Genomic DNA, 14,523 nt, shown 5'->3' with positions numbered 1-14,523 from the left:
CATCCCGTGAGCCGGGCGCCAGGCCTGTCCGGGCGATCGTCCCGGACCGGGCCTAGGCGCGGCCCTCGGGCGGCTTGTCCGTGCGCAGCATGTGCAGGACGGCCCGCTCGGCGGGCCCCCGGGTGGCGGGAATGCCGTACGCGCCCTCGTCTCCGAGGCGCGGCAGGGTGGCGGCGATGGTGACGCCCTCTTCGTAGAGCTCGATCACTCGCGGATTGATGTAGGAGCTGCGGCAGATCGCCGGAGTGTTGCCGAGGTATCCGGAGACCTCGCGCACCGCGCGTGCGATGGCGCGGCGGCGGGCGGTCTCGCTGCGCGCGACGGACTGTGAGACGGCGAGCGCGACGGCGGCCATGACCGTGGCGTGCCAGGTGCGGAAGTCCTTCGCGGTGATCTCCAGGCCGGCGATCTCCCGGAGGTACGCGTTGACGTCGGCGCTGCTCACGTTGCGCCAGTCGGGCCGCTCCCAGTACGCGAGGAGGCGGTCGCCACCGCCGCGGCGGCGCAGCAGCGCGGTGAGGCTGCGGCAGGCGGCGGGGTCGGCGACGGTCTGGACGATCTCCTTGCCGTGTTTGCCGGTGTACGTGAAGAGGACGGCGCCGCTCTGGCAACTGGAGTGTTCGCGAAGCAGCGTGGTCAGGCCGTAGCTGTTGTTCAGCTCGGTGTACTGGTCGCTGCCTATGCGGAAGAAGCCGAGGTCGAGGAGGCGTACGGCGGTGGCGAGGACCCGCTTGCGGCTCAGGCCGCGGTCGCCGAGGTGCCCCTCGACGGCCTCGCGTACGGCGGGCAGTGCCTCGGCGGCGTCGAGGACGTGGTCGTGCTTGGCCTGCTCCTGCTCGGCGCGGAACTGCGGGTGGTACAGGTACTGGCGGCGGCCCGCGGCGTCGGTGCCGACGGCCTGGAGGTGGCCGTTGGGACGGGTGCAGATCCACACGTCGCTCCAGGCGGGTGGGACGACGAGCGCGCGGATGCGGGCCAGCTCGGCGGGGTCGCGCAGCGGCTGCCCCTCGGTGTCGAAGTAGCGGAAGCCGCGCCCGTGGCGTTTGCGGGTGTAGCCGGGGTCGGTGGGCCGGCTGTGGTGAAGACGCAACGCCGCCTCCTCGGACGCGATCGGCCGTCGGTATGTGCCGATCCTCCTGTTCCACTTCGCCGCAGCGCCTCTCCTCACGAAGGGGGCGCTGCTGCACACCACGCTGCTGTCCGGATACGCCGGCCACAAACGCGCCCCGTCCCGAGCGCGGGGGCTCACCGGGTTTCGTCGCTTTCGACGGCGAAGTCGTCATGGTCGAGCAGCGCTTTGAGGGCGCCTCGCGGCCGGACGAGACGGTGACCAATTCCTGACCCAGGGCCGCCGGCACCGCGCGGTACCGGCGCGGAGGTTGTCGCCTGGTCGTCGACGATGAGGATCGTGGGGACGCTGCTCGCAGGCCGGTTCGTCATGGAGCCGTCGGCACTCCACCCCTTCGGGGTATCGGGCGGCGCGTTGGTCGGCGTTTCCTGGGCGACGCCCATAGCTTGGCCGTAAAGACATCCGCCTCTCTGCCTGCCCGAGGGTCGGCGACCGGCCGGCTCGCCGGCCGCCGCGGTCGGCCGGCACGACCCTCTGGAGAAGCTCCGTGAGTGCCTACGGCTCCGACTCCCTGTCCCGGCGACCTTTTCGGCGGAAGCTGCCGCAGGTCCTCATCGCGGGGCTGATCCTCGGCACCGCTTCCGGTTGCTCGTACAACTGGGAGGACTTCCCGCGGCTCGGCATGCCCACCCCCGTGACGGAGGAGGCGCCGCGGATCCTCTCCCTCTGGCAGGGCTCGTGGGCGGCTGCGCTCGCGACGGGCGCGTTGGTCTGGGGGCTGATCCTGTGGAGCGTCATCTGGTACCGGCGCAGCCGTACGAAGGTCGACATCCCGCCGCAGACCCGGTACAACATGCCGATCGAGGCGCTGTACACCGTGGTTCCGATCATCATCGTGTCGGTGTTCTTCTACTTCACGGCGCGGGACGAGTCGAAGCTTCTGGAGCTTTCCGAGAAGCCGGCTCACACCATCGGTGTGGTGGGCTACCAGTGGAGCTGGGGTTTCAACTACGTCGAGGACGTGGACGGCAGGCCCGAGACGGGCGACGCGCAGGAGAGCCCTCTGCTGGGCACGGTCCCGGACCGGTTCCGTAAGGACTTCCCGGCGGGTGCGGAGGGCGTCTACGACGCCGGTGTTCCCGGCGACCGGAATCCGCAGAACGGCAACCCCGGTCCGACGCTGTGGCTGCCCCAGGGGGAGAAGGTCCGCTTCGTTCTCTCGTCGCGTGACGTCATCCACTCGTTCTGGGTGGTCCCGTTCCTGTTCAAGCAGGACGTCTTCCCCGGTCACAACGTCAACGCCTTCGAGGTCACGCCCAGCAGGGAGGGCACCTACCGGGGCAAGTGCGCCGAGCTCTGCGGCGTCGACCATGCCCGGATGCTCTTCAACGTCAAGATCGTCTCCCCGGAGCGCTACCGGCAGCACCTGAAGAGCCTTGCCGCGAAGGGGCAGACGGGATTCATCCCGGCGGGCGTCGAGCTGACCGACCCGGCCAGGAACGCGGAGCCCAACAAGCTGTGAGCGCACGGTCCACCCCCCCCCGCACGCCTATGGCGCGCAGCGGGGGCGGTGGGTCGCCCACGGTTGCCCCGCAGGTACGACGGCCGGCGCAGGGTTCACGCTGCCCGGCACGGGCACTCGCGACGATGTCCGCTTCCCTCGCGACAGGAGCAGATCGTCGTTGAACAGTCACACGTCTGAGGCAGGGACGAAGCTGCCCGTCGGCGTCAGGCTCGCCGCGCGGGCCGCACGCGACATCGCGCGCCGGCGCCGCGCGCCCGCTCTGCACCCCTTCGGTGTCAGCTGCAACGGCGTCCTCGAGATCCAACCGGCCGGTCTTCCCTGGGGCGAGCGGTGGCTCGACGACCCTGGCGTCTATCAGGTCCGGCTGCGGTGGTCACGCGCCGCGGGGCTGCCCGGGCGGCTGCCGGACGCACTGGGTCTGGCTGTGCGCGTGTACGACGCCGGAGGACCCGATCGTCCCCTGGACCTGCTGCTGACCAGCAGCGGCAGCGGGCCACGGACCAGACATCTGCCCAGGCCCCGGCGCGACGCGCTCGCCGGCCCCTACTCCACTCTGCTCGCCTACCGGATCGGCGACCGGGAGGGCACGCTGGCCGCACATCCGGTGGTGACCTCCCCTTCGCACCCGGCGACCTCGCAGGTCTGCGCAGAACTCTTCTGGCGGCCCCGGTCACGTTCCACCTGTGCGCGGCGCAGCCAGGGCAGGCGTGGCGCGCTCTGGGCACGCTCACCACAGGGCCGCCCCACGACCTTGCGCCCGAGGAAACCGTCTCGTACGACCCCGGTGCGAACCGCCTGCCGCATCTGCACCCGACCGCCAGGCTCGGCAAGTTGCGACAGGCCGCCTACGCCGCCTCCAGGGCGGGAAGACGCGCCGCCCGCGCCCGGTCCTGACGTCGCCGGGCGCCTCCGGACGGGTTACAGAGGAAGACATGAGGACATCGAGTGGGTCGGGGTACACAGCGCGACCCCGGAGGAGCGGCGCGCCGAACGGAGCGGGACCGGCCCGCGGAGAACGGAGGCGGTGATGATGACCGACGGCAACATGGCGGACGACGTATATCAGCCGGTGGGCAGCAACGAAGAACAGGAGGACGCCGCACCACTGGACCTCCAGAACACAGTGGGTGAGCGTAGCTACGACGACATGCTCGACGAGGGATATTCGCCGCCGGAGAGGCCGCTCGGGTGGACAGGAGCGGTACCACCGCGGCGGAGCAGCACGACGGCGAGACCCTCGACCAGCGGCTGGCCCAAGAGCTGCCCGACGGGGGAGAGGACGATTCGGACGGCATCGGCGACCTGCCCGGCGGCGAGGGGGAACCGATGGATCCCGAGGCAGGGACCGAACGGGCGGGACGGCTCGTCGCGCCGGACGAGGGCGCCCACCCCGACACCGACAAGGAGCTCTTCGCCTCCGACGTGGGCATCGACGCGGGCGCGGCCGGTGCTGAAGAGGCCGCCATGCATGTCGTGCGCGACAACGACCTCGAACGGTCGGGACGGGACCTGGACAAGGGGGAGACGTGAACCCGGCCGAAGTCCGTGCCGTGGGGCGCCGCGACGGTCGGCCGTGTCCAGGCGCTGCACCAGGATCAAGCCGGGGGACCGGTCATGCCGGGCACGCTGAAGCACAGCAGGAGTGTACGAACGTACCTACCGGAGTGTACGGTCGTACGCATGGCGACGGACCACTTTGCTGACGACCCGCGGACCAACCTGGAGCGCATGCTGGCGGGCGACCTCTACGTCGCCGACGATCCGGCGATCGCCCGCAGACAACAGCAGGCCATGCGGCTCGCAGCCCGCTACCAGGCCGCCCACCTCGAGGACCCGGCGCAGGCCCGGCCGATCCTGGAAGAACTGCTCGCCTCCGTGGGCGAGGGCGTCGAGGTGCGCCCGCCGCTGTACATCGACTACGGCAGCAACATCACCATCGGGGCCCGCACGTTCGTGAACTACAACCTGACCGCGCTGGACGTCGCCCGGATCACCATCGGCGAGGACTGCCAGATCGGCCCGAACGTCCAACTCCTCACCCCCACCCACCCGCTGGAGCCCCAGCCGCGCCGCGACAAGCTCGAGGCAGCCCTGCCCATCACCGTCGGGGACAACGTCTGGCTCGGTGGAGGCGTCATCGTCTGCCCCGGCGTGACCATCGGTGACAACAGCGTCATCGGCGCCGGCTCGGTGGTCACCAGGGACATTCCCGCCGACGTCGTCGCCGTCGGCAGCCCCGCCCGGCCGATCCGCAACCTCTGAGACACGGCACCCATGGCCACCGGACACACCGACCCGCAGCGACGCGAACGGATCATCGCCGCCACCCTCGACCACATCGCCGACGAAGGCATCGCCGGCGTGTCCCACCGCAAGATCGCCACCCGCGCCGGCGTACCCCTCGGCTCGATGACCTACCACTTCACCGGCATCGACGACCTGCTCCGCGAAGCCTTCACCCGCTTCGCCGACCACTTCGTCGCCGTCTTCGAGCACCACCTGGGCCGCGTCGACAGCCCGGCACAGGCGCGCGAAGCCGTCACCGACCTCATCCACATGCTCTCCGAGGGACCGCAACGCGACCTGGTCCTCACCCACGAGCTCTACACCCTCGCCGCCCGACGCCCGGAGTACCGGGAACTGACCCAGTCATGGATGCACCGCAGCCGGCATCTCCTGGAACGGCACTTCGACCCCGACACCGCCCGCCAACTCGACGCACTCCTCGAAGGACTCACCCTGCACCGAGCCCTCGACCGCGCACCGCACGACCGCGCACTCACCCGCGAAGCGGTCGAGCGCATCACCACCACCGCATAGGCCCCCTCCGGACAGCGGCCACAGAGCAGCCTGTGGGGACGCGGCCCTGACACCGCGTCCCCACGGGCACGACCGCCAGTGGCACACTGGCCGCCGGTCGTTCGAAGGAGCCATGCCGTGCCGGTGATCCGCAACCTCCGCCGTGTGGTGCGCGGCGCCAAGCGCAGGACCGTGGACCTGAGCCACCCGTCCCGCTCCCCATTGGGCAACACGGTGGTCAACTGCGTCGTGTACGAGGACGGCGCACGGCAGTCCGGTACCTGCCCGGTGGACGAGGCGATGCAGCGGGTCCGCAAGTCCGGACAGGGCTTCGTCTGGCTGGGTCTGCACGAACCTTCGGAGGAGGAGTTCGCCAAGGTCGCCGAGCTGTTCGAGCTTCACCCGCTGGCCGTCGAGGACGCCGTGCACGCGCACCAGCGGCCCAAGCTCGAGGCGTACGGCGACACACTCTTCGCGGTCTTCAAGACCTGCCGTTACGTCGAACACCAAGAGCTCACCGCCACCAGCGAGGTCGTGGACACCGGCGAGGTCATGGTCTTCACCGGCCCTCACTTCGTCATCACCATCCGGCACGGCCGTCACGGATCGCTCGGACCGCTGCGGGAAGGACTGGAAAGGACCCCGGGGCTGCTGGCCAAAGGTCCGTCCTCGGTGCTGCACGCCGTCGCCGACCATGTGGTCGACGACTTCCTCGCCGTCGCCGATGCGGTGCAGGACGACATCGACCATGTCGAGACCGCCGTCTTCAGCGAGCATGCGGCCCGGGCCCCGGGTGAAGCCGGCCGGATCTATCAGCTCAAGCGGGAACTGCTGGAACTCAGGCGCGCCGTGGCCCCGTTGGACCGGCCCCTCCAAGCGCTCGCCACCCGCTCCTTGCCGCCGGTCGATCCCGACATACGGGCGTACTTCCGGGACGTGGCCGACCACCAGGCGCGGGTGACCGAGCAGATCGCCGGTTACGACGCCTTGCTGGACTCGATCCTTCAGGCACACCTCGCGCAAGTGACCGTCGCCCAGAACGAGGACATGCGCAAGATCACCGCCTGGGCGGCGATCGTCGCCGTACCGACCATGGTCTGCGGCGTGTACGGCATGAACTTCGACCACATGCCCGAACTGCGGTGGAGATACGGGTATCCCTTGACGCTGGCCGTCATCACCCTGGCCTGCTTCGTCATCCACCGGGGCTTCCGCCGCAACGGCTGGCTGTAGCCGCACCTGCCGGTTCCTGGGCGGCCGAGGCCGCCCGGTGATCGGCAGCAGCGCGGTCAGCGCGGCGCGGCGGTGCTCAGCAGGTGCTCCCGCTCTACCCTTCGCGGCCGGTTTGCCGGCCGCGAAGGGTCCGCTCCTTCTGAGGTTGCTGCCGCGACGTGTCCTTGAAGCGCCCCAGAGCCTTGATCAGGGCGCTTCGGGGGGCGCCTGCCGGCTTGGCGGCCGGGTCCTCAGGGGCGGCCGGACGCGGCACGCTGCCGGAGCCGGTGGTCTCTGCCAGAGCGGCCTGCGCGAGTTCGGCCGCTTCCCGGTACAGGTCCCGGGACCTGGTCATCGCCTCGAGTGCCTCCGCGTACTTGGTGACGAGCCGGCGGGTGTGGGCCAACTCCTCCTCCATGGTGAGCAGATGCCAGCGGTGGCGCAGGCTGTCGAGGGCCTGCTCCGCTTCGGCGGTCAAGGTCCGCGGCAGCTCGGCGAAGGCGGTGACCTTCTCGACGAGTTCCGTCGGCTCCGAGCCGTCCAGGAAGACACTGCGGACGGCGAAGAGTTCCGCGTCGTACCCCGGGCCCGCCGACGCCGTGGGCAGGACCACCGCCCCGCCCCGAGGCACCCGTACGTGTAGGTCCCTCATCGCCCAATTGACGATCTGGAACTGTTCCGGCGACGCTCGGTGCTCCACCACCCGATGGCGCAGGCTCGGCGGCAGGAAGGGTGTGAGAGGCCGGCGGCCGCACGCGTCGGGGGTCATCGCCTCGTGGACGACGACGTGGATGTTCCAGCTGGAGCGGCTGCAGTCCTTGAGGAGACGGCGCATCTCCTTGTCGTCGTCCGGCAGCCGATTGGTCGTCCGCAGCCGCAGACCGGGGACGGCGTCGTGGTCCCACTCGATGCGGTCGCTGTCGGGCCAGAACATCGTCGCGGGGGACGGCCACCGCTGGTCCCAGGTCCGTTCCGCCTTCGCGGCCAGCACCCATCCGACCGCCTCGTCCTCACGTTGCCTGCCGTGGGAGTCGAAGCACGTCAGCTGGGCGCGCACGGTCACATCCCCGTCCACGCGCCAGCGGGCCTCGAAGAGGCGGCGTACGGAGGGATCCGGCGGGGCGGCGTTCTCGTCGGTGTCGGGTGCGGGGGGCAGGCCGCCCGCACCGGCTGAGTAGGCATCAACGGCATCGGCAGGAGCGAGGTCGAGGAAGTCGTCGATGACCCCGGCGGTCTTGAGCGCGATGAGGTTGCGCCGGACGTCCTGCTCGGGCGTCGGCCCGAGGTGGCGCCCGTGCCCCAGCCACGTCGTGTCGGGGGCGGTGTTCGAGGAGGCACTGGTTTTCGGCATGGAGTCGTTCTGTCAGGGGTCGCGGGCAGCTCCAGTATGGTCCGGACGGCCGGCGGGAAACACAGGAGGGTGAGGCCCGAAATCCCGATTTGTGAGCTGTTGGCACGCTTATGGGGCGCAGGAGGCCGCTGACGCCGACCGGTCCGGGGTGGTCCAGGCGGCGAAGGTGTCGTTCATCCGCACGGGCGGCCGGCCGCTCCTCCCGCCCGCCGGAACGGGTGACGTCGTGACGTCGCCCGCATCGAACGGCGTAGTCCCAGATGCCTTTCGCGCGGAACGGTCCATGCATGAACAGATGCGTGACCTCAGCACTGTCCAAGACGATCTGTCGTGGAAGGCGGATGCCGGATACATCGTCGGCCGCCTTCTTCCGTTCCTCGTGATCGCTCTGTCCGTCGTGGCCGATGTGCTCACGCCCGACCGTGAACCCTTCGACCGTGTGCTCTTCGCGGCCCCGGCACTGGCAGCCGTGACCTGGGGAAGCCGAGTCACCGCAGGAGTCGGACTGCTGTCCATGGTGGCCTCCGCGGGCCTGGCCGGGTTGCGGTCGGAGGATGTTCCCGGCGTGCTGATCAACGAGACGGTGCTCCTGGCCGTGACGGTCGCCGCCGCCTGGTCGAGCCGTCTCCGGCAGAACCGGGAGGTGGAGCTCCGCCAGGTGTACTCCGTGGCCGAAGCCGCGCAGACGGCCCTGCAGCGGCCGATGCCGTCACACCTGGGATCCGTCGATCTCCACCTTCTCTACGAGGCGTCAGTCGCCGGAGCACATGTCGGCGGGGACTTCTACAAAGCCCTCGAAGTGCGCGGCGCAGTGAGGATCATGCTGGGTGACGTCCAGGGCAAGGGCCTCGGTGCGCTGGAGACGGCCTCCATCCTCCTCGGCTCGTTCCGCGAGTCCGCCTACACGGCCCCGGACCTCCCCGCTGTGGCCGAGCGTCTGGAATTCAGCATGGCCCGCTACGCGGAGCGGACCCAGGACTCCGACGTGGCCGGCCGATTCGCGACCGTGCTGCTCGCCGAGATCCCCGACGACGAACCGGTCGTCCGGCTCGTCAGCTGCGGGCATCCGGCACCCCTCATCCAGCATCAGGGTGTCCTGACGACGGCCGACCTGCCGTCTCCGTCGCTTCCCGTCAATCTCTCCGGACTCGGGCCCGGGAACGGTGACTACGACGTCCAGGAACTGCCCTTCGAGGAAGGGGACAGGCTCCTGATGTTCACGGACGGCGTGAGCGAGACCCGTGATCACACGGGCGCCTTCTACCCTCTGGAGGAGCGGATGCGTGCGTGGATCAGGGAACCCGCCGACCGGATGACCACGCTTCTGCGCGAGGACCTCGTCCGCTACAGCGGCCACGGATTCGATGACGACACCGCAGCGGTGCTCGTCGTCCGCCGCTGACGACTCGGCCGCCGGCCGAACCCTGGAGAGCGGACATCGCGCTGCCCGCGGCTTCAGTCGGACCCCGGGTGGGGCGGGAGTTCGCCGCGGAGGAGCGCGGTGCCCAACGGGGTGAGGGTGTGGATCACTTGGGCGCGGGCGCGTCGGCTGTGCGCGAGGTCGGCCTCTCGCAAGGCGCTGATGTGTTCGCTCGCCGAGGAAGCGGAGATCTGCAGGCGTAAGGCGAGCTCTCCCGTGGTCGCGGTGGTGTCCAGGGCAGCCAGTACGCGTGCGCGGGTACGGCCCAGCAGCGCGGCCAGGGCTTTGGTACGGCGGTCCCGGGTGACCGCCGGGGCCCACGTCGGGGGATGGGCCACGGGATAGGCGAGAACCTGGGGCAGGTCGGGGTCCGCCAGGGCGATGGGCGTGTTCCAGCAGAAGTGGGAGGGGATCAGTCGCAGACCGCGTCCGCCCAGGTGCAGGTCCCGGTCCTCGGGATAGCGCACGTGCAGTACGGGCGGCCGCCAGTCCATCAGAGGCCGGAAGGAGTCCAGCAGGCCGTGGACGCCGCGGTCGCGCAGGACGCGCCTCCGCAGGGCCCGGTCGGCCTCGGTGGTCATGGCTGCCCCGGTCCAGCCTGGCGCGATGATCGCACGGTGCACGAGACGGAACGCCGTCGCCACCTCCTCCATCCGGTGCCGCTCACCATTGGCCAGTGCGCGGGCCCAGTGGGGGAGCGGGTGGGCGCCGGCCAGTCGGTGCATCTCCTGGCGCACCTGCTGCCCGGGAGTGGCGTGCAGGGCCTCGAGCGCGGCTCCCAGGCCGTCGGCCGATGCGTCAGGAGTGAGGAAGTCGGGCCAGTAGCCCGCCGAGGCGGGGGCCAGGGTGGAGAGCATCTTCACCGGTCCCGCCAGGTGTTGCTCCGCCAGCCTGGCACGGGCGCTGCGCCGCCAGGGGGCGAAGACGGGCAGGCCCCGGCGGGGCTCGGTCAGCTGGTGCAGGCCCAGCAGGGTCTCCCAGACCGGGTCCGGTTCCCGGGCCAGGTGGACACGGGCCAGGTCCCCCTCCGTGAGATGAATGCGCAGCACCTTGTCTCCCCCTGTGTGTGTCGGTCGGTACCGGACACGTTTTCCGGTCATTTCTCTGCCGGCCCGCGCATCGCGGTCCGGCCGCCGCCAGGACGTGCTCTGCGTCCCGGTCCGGGCCGCGGGCGGGCAGGTCGCCGCGACGCGCCCGTCCGCGGCCGGCTCGGCTCGTCGCTGTCACTGTCTCGGTGCTTCAGGGCCCGAGGAGCCCGCTGCGGCTCGCCGGACGGCCCCTGACCCCGGTGCCGGGCCGAAGAGCGCAGGGGCCCGTGAGCGCAGGAGTTCGGGGTTCGGAAAAGCGGTGGCCGTCGCCCCGGCCCCGGCCGTGCCGGGGGCCTGCCAGCCGTCACCGTGGTGAGGTGTCGTCTCCTGGCGTCGAACCCCACTTCGCGGGCGGCGGTCGGTGCGCGAGGCGGCGGGCGGTACCTTGCGGCGTCCGCCGTTACGGGCCCGACGGCATCAAAGCGGCCCGGCCGGCGTGCTGTTACGGCCGAGGACCGACGCGGTGACGGAGAGGCCGTCGTTCGATAGGCGGCCGTCGGGCAGCGCACGACAGGCCGGCGCACGGCCCACGGCAGAACGCGGGCGCGCTTGGTTCACCCTTCCCCCATTTCCCGTGAAGCGCGTGTGTGGCCGTCCCCTGCCCGTCCCGGTGGTCGGCCCGGGTCGGCGGAGCGGCACACACAGCGTCACACGGCGCAATCACGTCTGCCAGGGAGCCGGCGATGAGAAAATGGGCGTGATCGATGCAGAGGCCGCTATGGCCGCAGGTGGAGGACGTCTGCCGTGCCCGAGTCGGTGGGATCAGCGGAGCCGAGCATCCATCAGCTGCGTCTTTTCCTGGCGCTGAGCGAGGAGTTGCACTTCGGCAGGGCGGCGGCGCGGCTGTTCATGACCCAGTCGGCGCTGAGCCGCCAGATCCAGGATCTGGAGCGGCGGCTGGGCGTCCTGCTGTTCGCCAGGGACAGCCGCACGGTCCGTCTCACCGAGGCGGGCAGTGCTCTGACGGCGGAGGCGCGCGCCACGGTGGAGGCGATGGGTCTGCTGCGCGTCCGGGCCGGCCAGTGGGCCCGTACCCTCACCGGGCACGTGGTCGTCGGGACCATCGGCGCGGAGGCGGCGATGCCCTACACCAGCGCCATCCTGGAGCGGCTCGGCGCCCTCCACCCCGGGATCACCGTCGAGGTACGCAGCCTCAACTTCACCGAGCATCTGGCCCAGTTGCTCTCCGGCGACATCGATGTGGCCTTCCTCCGGCCTCCTGTGCCACCGGCCATCGAACTGCTGGAACTGGCGACCGAGCCCCGTGTCGCGACTCTGGCGGCCGGCGACCCTCTGGCGGACCGGTCCGAGATCTGCCTCGCCGACCTCACCGACCGGGTCTTCGTTGACGTCCCACCGGAAGTCCCCCGGGTGTGGTGGGACTTCTGGGCGGTGGACCCTCGCCCGGACGGCACCCGGGTGCGCTACGGCCCCGTCGTCTCCGACATGGAGGGGCTGCTCCTGTCCGTGGCCCGGGGCGAGGGGATGTGCTTCCTGCCCGCGGCGGCCCGGGACTTCTTCCCGCGCCCGGGGGTGCGTTATGTCGACGTGGTGGACCTGTCCCCGTCCGTGTCGGCCCTCGGCTGGCCGGCCCAGCGCCGCCTCCGCCCGGGCGTAGAGGCGATGCGGGAGGCCGCGGCCGCCGTCATGGCGTCGCCCGGCTGGGAACGTGTGCCGTCCCTCTGAACCGGGCCGACCGTCCTCGGACGTCGGGAACCCTCGTGCGGGGGCTCGTTTACGACGGGCAGGTCCCGTGCACACATCACCGGGACCTGCCCCCGGCCACTAGCAGTTGCGGAGGGACCAGACAGGCGCCCAGTCCTGGGCGTAGACGCCGTTGTCGGCGAACATGACCCTCAAGTGGTTGCCGTCACACAGAGGACCATGCCGGAGGGGCGCGTACCAGGCTCTTCGGGCAGGACCGAAAGGGCTTCTCCCGGCAGACGCGGATCAGGAAGCATCACGACCGCGGGTCAGGGCACCGCGCGAACGGTGCCACCGTCCCGCGTCCGGTATGTGCGACGGCGCGACGGCTGCCGCCGGGTCCCGACAGATGTCGACGGAGGCCGGTGCCGCTGCGGCGTCGCCTGACAGGAGGTTCAGTCCATGCGCTCCAAGCGCTCGTTCCTCGGCATCGTCGGTGTCCTGGCCTTGATACTGATGGCCGTTGTCTTCACTGGATCGGCTCAGGCGGTGACCGCCCCGGGCAACGGCGTGAGCGGCGATGTGCGGGTCGCGCCGCCCGCCCCGCACGACACCGGGACACTGTCGACCCAGACCCAGACCCAGGCCCGCGCCGAGGCCGCCGTGTCGCCGACCATCTCGCCCGCCGCCCACTTCATTCACCGGGCGGACGGCGAACTCTTCGACTGCGACCCGGGGAATCTCTGCGTCGAGGTCTGGGATCCCACCGTGTCCGAGTGGAAGATCTTCTTCCTCTATCACTGCAACAGGTACTACCTGTCCAACTGGCACGGCAACGGCTACTACCTGAACAAGCAGACCGGCGGGGTCACTTCGTACTTCTACGGGCAGAGCGGAAACGTGCTCCGGGCCTTCACCCCTCCGCAGGTCGGGACCCAGGACTGGACGCCCGTCTGGTCCATCCGTAACTGCTGACACCGGGCCACCGGGCGGCGTCGGCCCCGGCCGTGGAGGCCGGGGCCGGCCACGGGGGCACGTCTGCCCCGCCTCGACGAAGGAACGGAACCGCCGGCCCCGTACCTCCTGCGAAGCGCCGAACCCGTGCACGTGCTCCGGCAGCCGCCGTGAGGCCCGGGACGGCGACGAAAGGCATGCTTCGAGGCAGGACCGGCTGTCACCGGCGCACCCTGCTCGCCACACGACCAGGAGATCCTTGATGCACACGACAATGGGCGGCGGATTCGCTCGTGCCGTGGGACGGCTCGTCCTCGCGGCGGCGCTACTCGCCATGGCCGCAGCAACCGCGCGCGCCGCGGCGCCGCAGGCGGCCGCGCAGGCGACCCCACAGACGGCCTCGGCGGAGATACCGCCCGGCGTGAGCGCGGGCATCGCCGTCTACGACCGCCACACCGGGACTTTCACCGAACAGCACAACGCGCACGCACCGTTCCGAGCCGCCTCGGTCGTCAAAGTGCTCATCGCGCTCGACCACCTGTGGAACCGCGGCCCCGCCTACAGCCTGCCGGCGGACGACCGGTCGCGGCTCGATTCAATGCTGCGCGCCAGCAACGACACCGCCGCCGGACACTACTGGACGCAGAACGGCGGTTCCTCGATCATCGACCGGATGAGCTCCCGTCTGGGACTGGTCGACACGGCGGGCCCACCCCCCGGCTACCCCGGACACTGGGGTTACACGGCCCTGTCCGCGGCCGACACCGTGCAGATGTACCGCTGGGTCCTGGAGCGCGCTCCGGCCACCCTCCGCGACATCGTCATGGGCAACCTGCGTGCGTCGACACGCTGCGGCACGGACGGCTTCGACCAGCGCTTCGGCATCCCGGCGTCGTTCGAGCGGCCGTGGGCGGTGAAGCAGGGCTGGTCCGGGTTCGGTCCCGAGAGCGACTGCACCAACACGACCGCGACGACCGCCAGGGCCACGTCCCCGGCGACGGCCATGCCCTCGCCCGGAGCCGCGACGGCGGGGAAGCCGGCGACCGGCCGGGCCGCCGCCATCGACCTCTCGCGACCGGCACTCCACAGCACCGGCACCGTCGGAACCGACGACCGTTCGATCGTGGCCGCATTCACCCTGCACCCGCAGGGCACCTCTTTCGGCGCCGCGTACACCGGTACCGACCGGCTCGTTCGTTCGCTGGACGTGCCCGGCGCCCAGCCCCGGGCCGGTGCGTGGTTCGGCACCTGGGGCTCGCAGGTCCAGGTCCGTACCGGCACGACCACCGCTTCGACCGCACTCACCACGCTCCCCGCGGGGCGGAAGTGCTGGTCGGCTGCCAGAAACAGGGACAGAAGGTCACCGTGCCGCCCTACACGAACGACTGGTGGGCGTACCTGCCCCTGTACGACGGCTACGTCACCAGCATCTACATGAGCTCGCCGGACAACGAACTGCCC

12 protein-coding genes and 1 pseudogene are annotated in these 14,523 nt (G+C 70.8%); 9 read left to right on the top strand and 4 right to left on the bottom strand.

Features of this window, described 5'->3' with window-relative positions:
- Positions 1-52 precede the first annotated feature (52 nt).
- Both GLX30_RS02655 and GLX30_RS02650 read right to left on the bottom strand, forming a co-directional pair.
- The gene (locus GLX30_RS02655) at positions 53-1,090 is read right to left on the bottom strand and encodes a DNA topoisomerase IB (RefSeq protein WP_159683037.1); all 1,038 of its coding nucleotides are present in this window, start codon (positions 1,088-1,090) and stop codon (positions 53-55) included.
- 155 nt (positions 1,091-1,245) lie between these two features.
- Entirely contained in the window at positions 1,246-1,512 is a 267-nt protein-coding gene (locus GLX30_RS02650) for a hypothetical protein (RefSeq protein ID WP_159683034.1), read from the bottom strand.
- A gap of 104 nt (positions 1,513-1,616) precedes the next feature.
- Between GLX30_RS02650 and GLX30_RS02645 the strand changes: the two genes are divergently transcribed.
- From GLX30_RS02645 to GLX30_RS02625, 5 genes and pseudogenes are all read left to right on the top strand, one after another.
- Complete coding sequence (locus tag GLX30_RS02645; protein WP_159683031.1) at positions 1,617-2,591, top strand: cytochrome c oxidase subunit II; 975 nt, start codon at positions 1,617-1,619, stop codon at positions 2,589-2,591.
- 1,033 nt (positions 2,592-3,624) lie between these two features.
- Positions 3,625-4,124: pseudogene (locus tag GLX30_RS02640) on the top strand (DUF5709 domain-containing protein).
- A 150-nt stretch (positions 4,125-4,274) separates the two neighbouring features.
- A complete protein-coding gene (locus GLX30_RS02635) occupies positions 4,275-4,856 on the top strand; it encodes a sugar O-acetyltransferase (protein ID WP_159683028.1) in 582 nt (193 codons plus the stop codon).
- 12 nt (positions 4,857-4,868) lie between these two features.
- Positions 4,869-5,414, top strand: a complete 546-nt coding sequence (locus GLX30_RS02630; protein WP_159683025.1) for a TetR family transcriptional regulator — start codon at positions 4,869-4,871, stop codon at positions 5,412-5,414.
- 117 nt (positions 5,415-5,531) lie between these two features.
- Entirely contained in the window at positions 5,532-6,626 is a 1,095-nt protein-coding gene (locus tag GLX30_RS02625; RefSeq protein ID WP_208545342.1) for a magnesium and cobalt transport protein CorA, read from the top strand.
- Between the two features lie 94 nt (positions 6,627-6,720).
- Here the strand turns inward: GLX30_RS02625 and GLX30_RS02620 are convergent, their stop codons facing one another.
- Positions 6,721-7,956: a hypothetical protein gene (locus GLX30_RS02620; protein WP_159683022.1), complete on the bottom strand. Its 1,236-nt coding sequence runs from the start codon at positions 7,954-7,956 to the stop codon at positions 6,721-6,723.
- Positions 7,957-8,239: 283 nt separating this feature from the next.
- Between GLX30_RS02620 and GLX30_RS02615 the strand changes: the two genes are divergently transcribed.
- Entirely contained in the window at positions 8,240-9,358 is a 1,119-nt protein-coding gene (locus tag GLX30_RS02615; protein ID WP_159683019.1) for a PP2C family protein-serine/threonine phosphatase, read from the top strand.
- Positions 9,359-9,411: 53 nt separating this feature from the next.
- Here the strand turns inward: GLX30_RS02615 and GLX30_RS02610 are convergent, their stop codons facing one another.
- Positions 9,412-10,425, bottom strand: a complete 1,014-nt coding sequence (locus tag GLX30_RS02610; RefSeq protein ID WP_244257970.1) for a helix-turn-helix domain-containing protein — start codon at positions 10,423-10,425, stop codon at positions 9,412-9,414.
- A gap of 783 nt (positions 10,426-11,208) precedes the next feature.
- On the opposite strand from GLX30_RS02610, the gene GLX30_RS02605 reads away from it, so the two are divergent.
- From GLX30_RS02605 to GLX30_RS02595, 3 genes are all read left to right on the top strand, one after another.
- On the top strand, positions 11,209-12,150 hold the full coding sequence (locus GLX30_RS02605) for a LysR family transcriptional regulator (RefSeq protein WP_167306783.1): 942 nt from the start codon (positions 11,209-11,211) through the stop codon (positions 12,148-12,150).
- A gap of 420 nt (positions 12,151-12,570) precedes the next feature.
- The gene (locus tag GLX30_RS02600; protein WP_159683013.1) at positions 12,571-13,083 is read left to right on the top strand and encodes a hypothetical protein; all 513 of its coding nucleotides are present in this window, start codon (positions 12,571-12,573) and stop codon (positions 13,081-13,083) included.
- A gap of 241 nt (positions 13,084-13,324) precedes the next feature.
- Positions 13,325-14,500 carry a hypothetical protein gene (locus GLX30_RS02595; protein WP_347879682.1) on the top strand — a complete coding sequence of 392 codons (1,176 nt, stop codon included), beginning with the start codon at positions 13,325-13,327 and terminating at the stop codon, positions 14,498-14,500.
- The last annotated feature ends 23 nt before the right edge of the window (positions 14,501-14,523 follow it).

This window comes from Streptomyces sp. Tu 2975, assembly GCF_009832925.1.
In the GTDB taxonomy this organism is placed as follows: Bacteria; Actinomycetota; Actinomycetes; order Streptomycetales; family Streptomycetaceae; genus Streptomyces.
The sequence above is the reverse complement of the archived record's forward strand: the minus strand, read 5'-3'. Positions and strand labels throughout refer to the sequence as shown.

Coding starts and splice junctions, on each gene's coding strand:
- GLX30_RS02630 (WP_159683025.1), top strand. CDS start 4,869: ATGGCCACCGGACACACCGACCCGCAGCGACGCGAACGGATCATCGCC.
- GLX30_RS02600 (WP_159683013.1), top strand. CDS start 12,571: ATGCGCTCCAAGCGCTCGTTCCTCGGCATCGTCGGTGTCCTGGCCTTG.
- GLX30_RS02615 (WP_159683019.1), top strand. CDS start 8,240: ATGCATGAACAGATGCGTGACCTCAGCACTGTCCAAGACGATCTGTCG.
- GLX30_RS02635 (WP_159683028.1), top strand. CDS start 4,275: ATGGCGACGGACCACTTTGCTGACGACCCGCGGACCAACCTGGAGCGC.
- GLX30_RS02595 (WP_347879682.1), top strand. CDS start 13,325: ATGCACACGACAATGGGCGGCGGATTCGCTCGTGCCGTGGGACGGCTC.
- GLX30_RS02650 (WP_159683034.1), bottom strand. CDS start 1,512: ATGGGCGTCGCCCAGGAAACGCCGACCAACGCGCCGCCCGATACCCCG.
- GLX30_RS02620 (WP_159683022.1), bottom strand. CDS start 7,956: ATGCCGAAAACCAGTGCCTCCTCGAACACCGCCCCCGACACGACGTGG.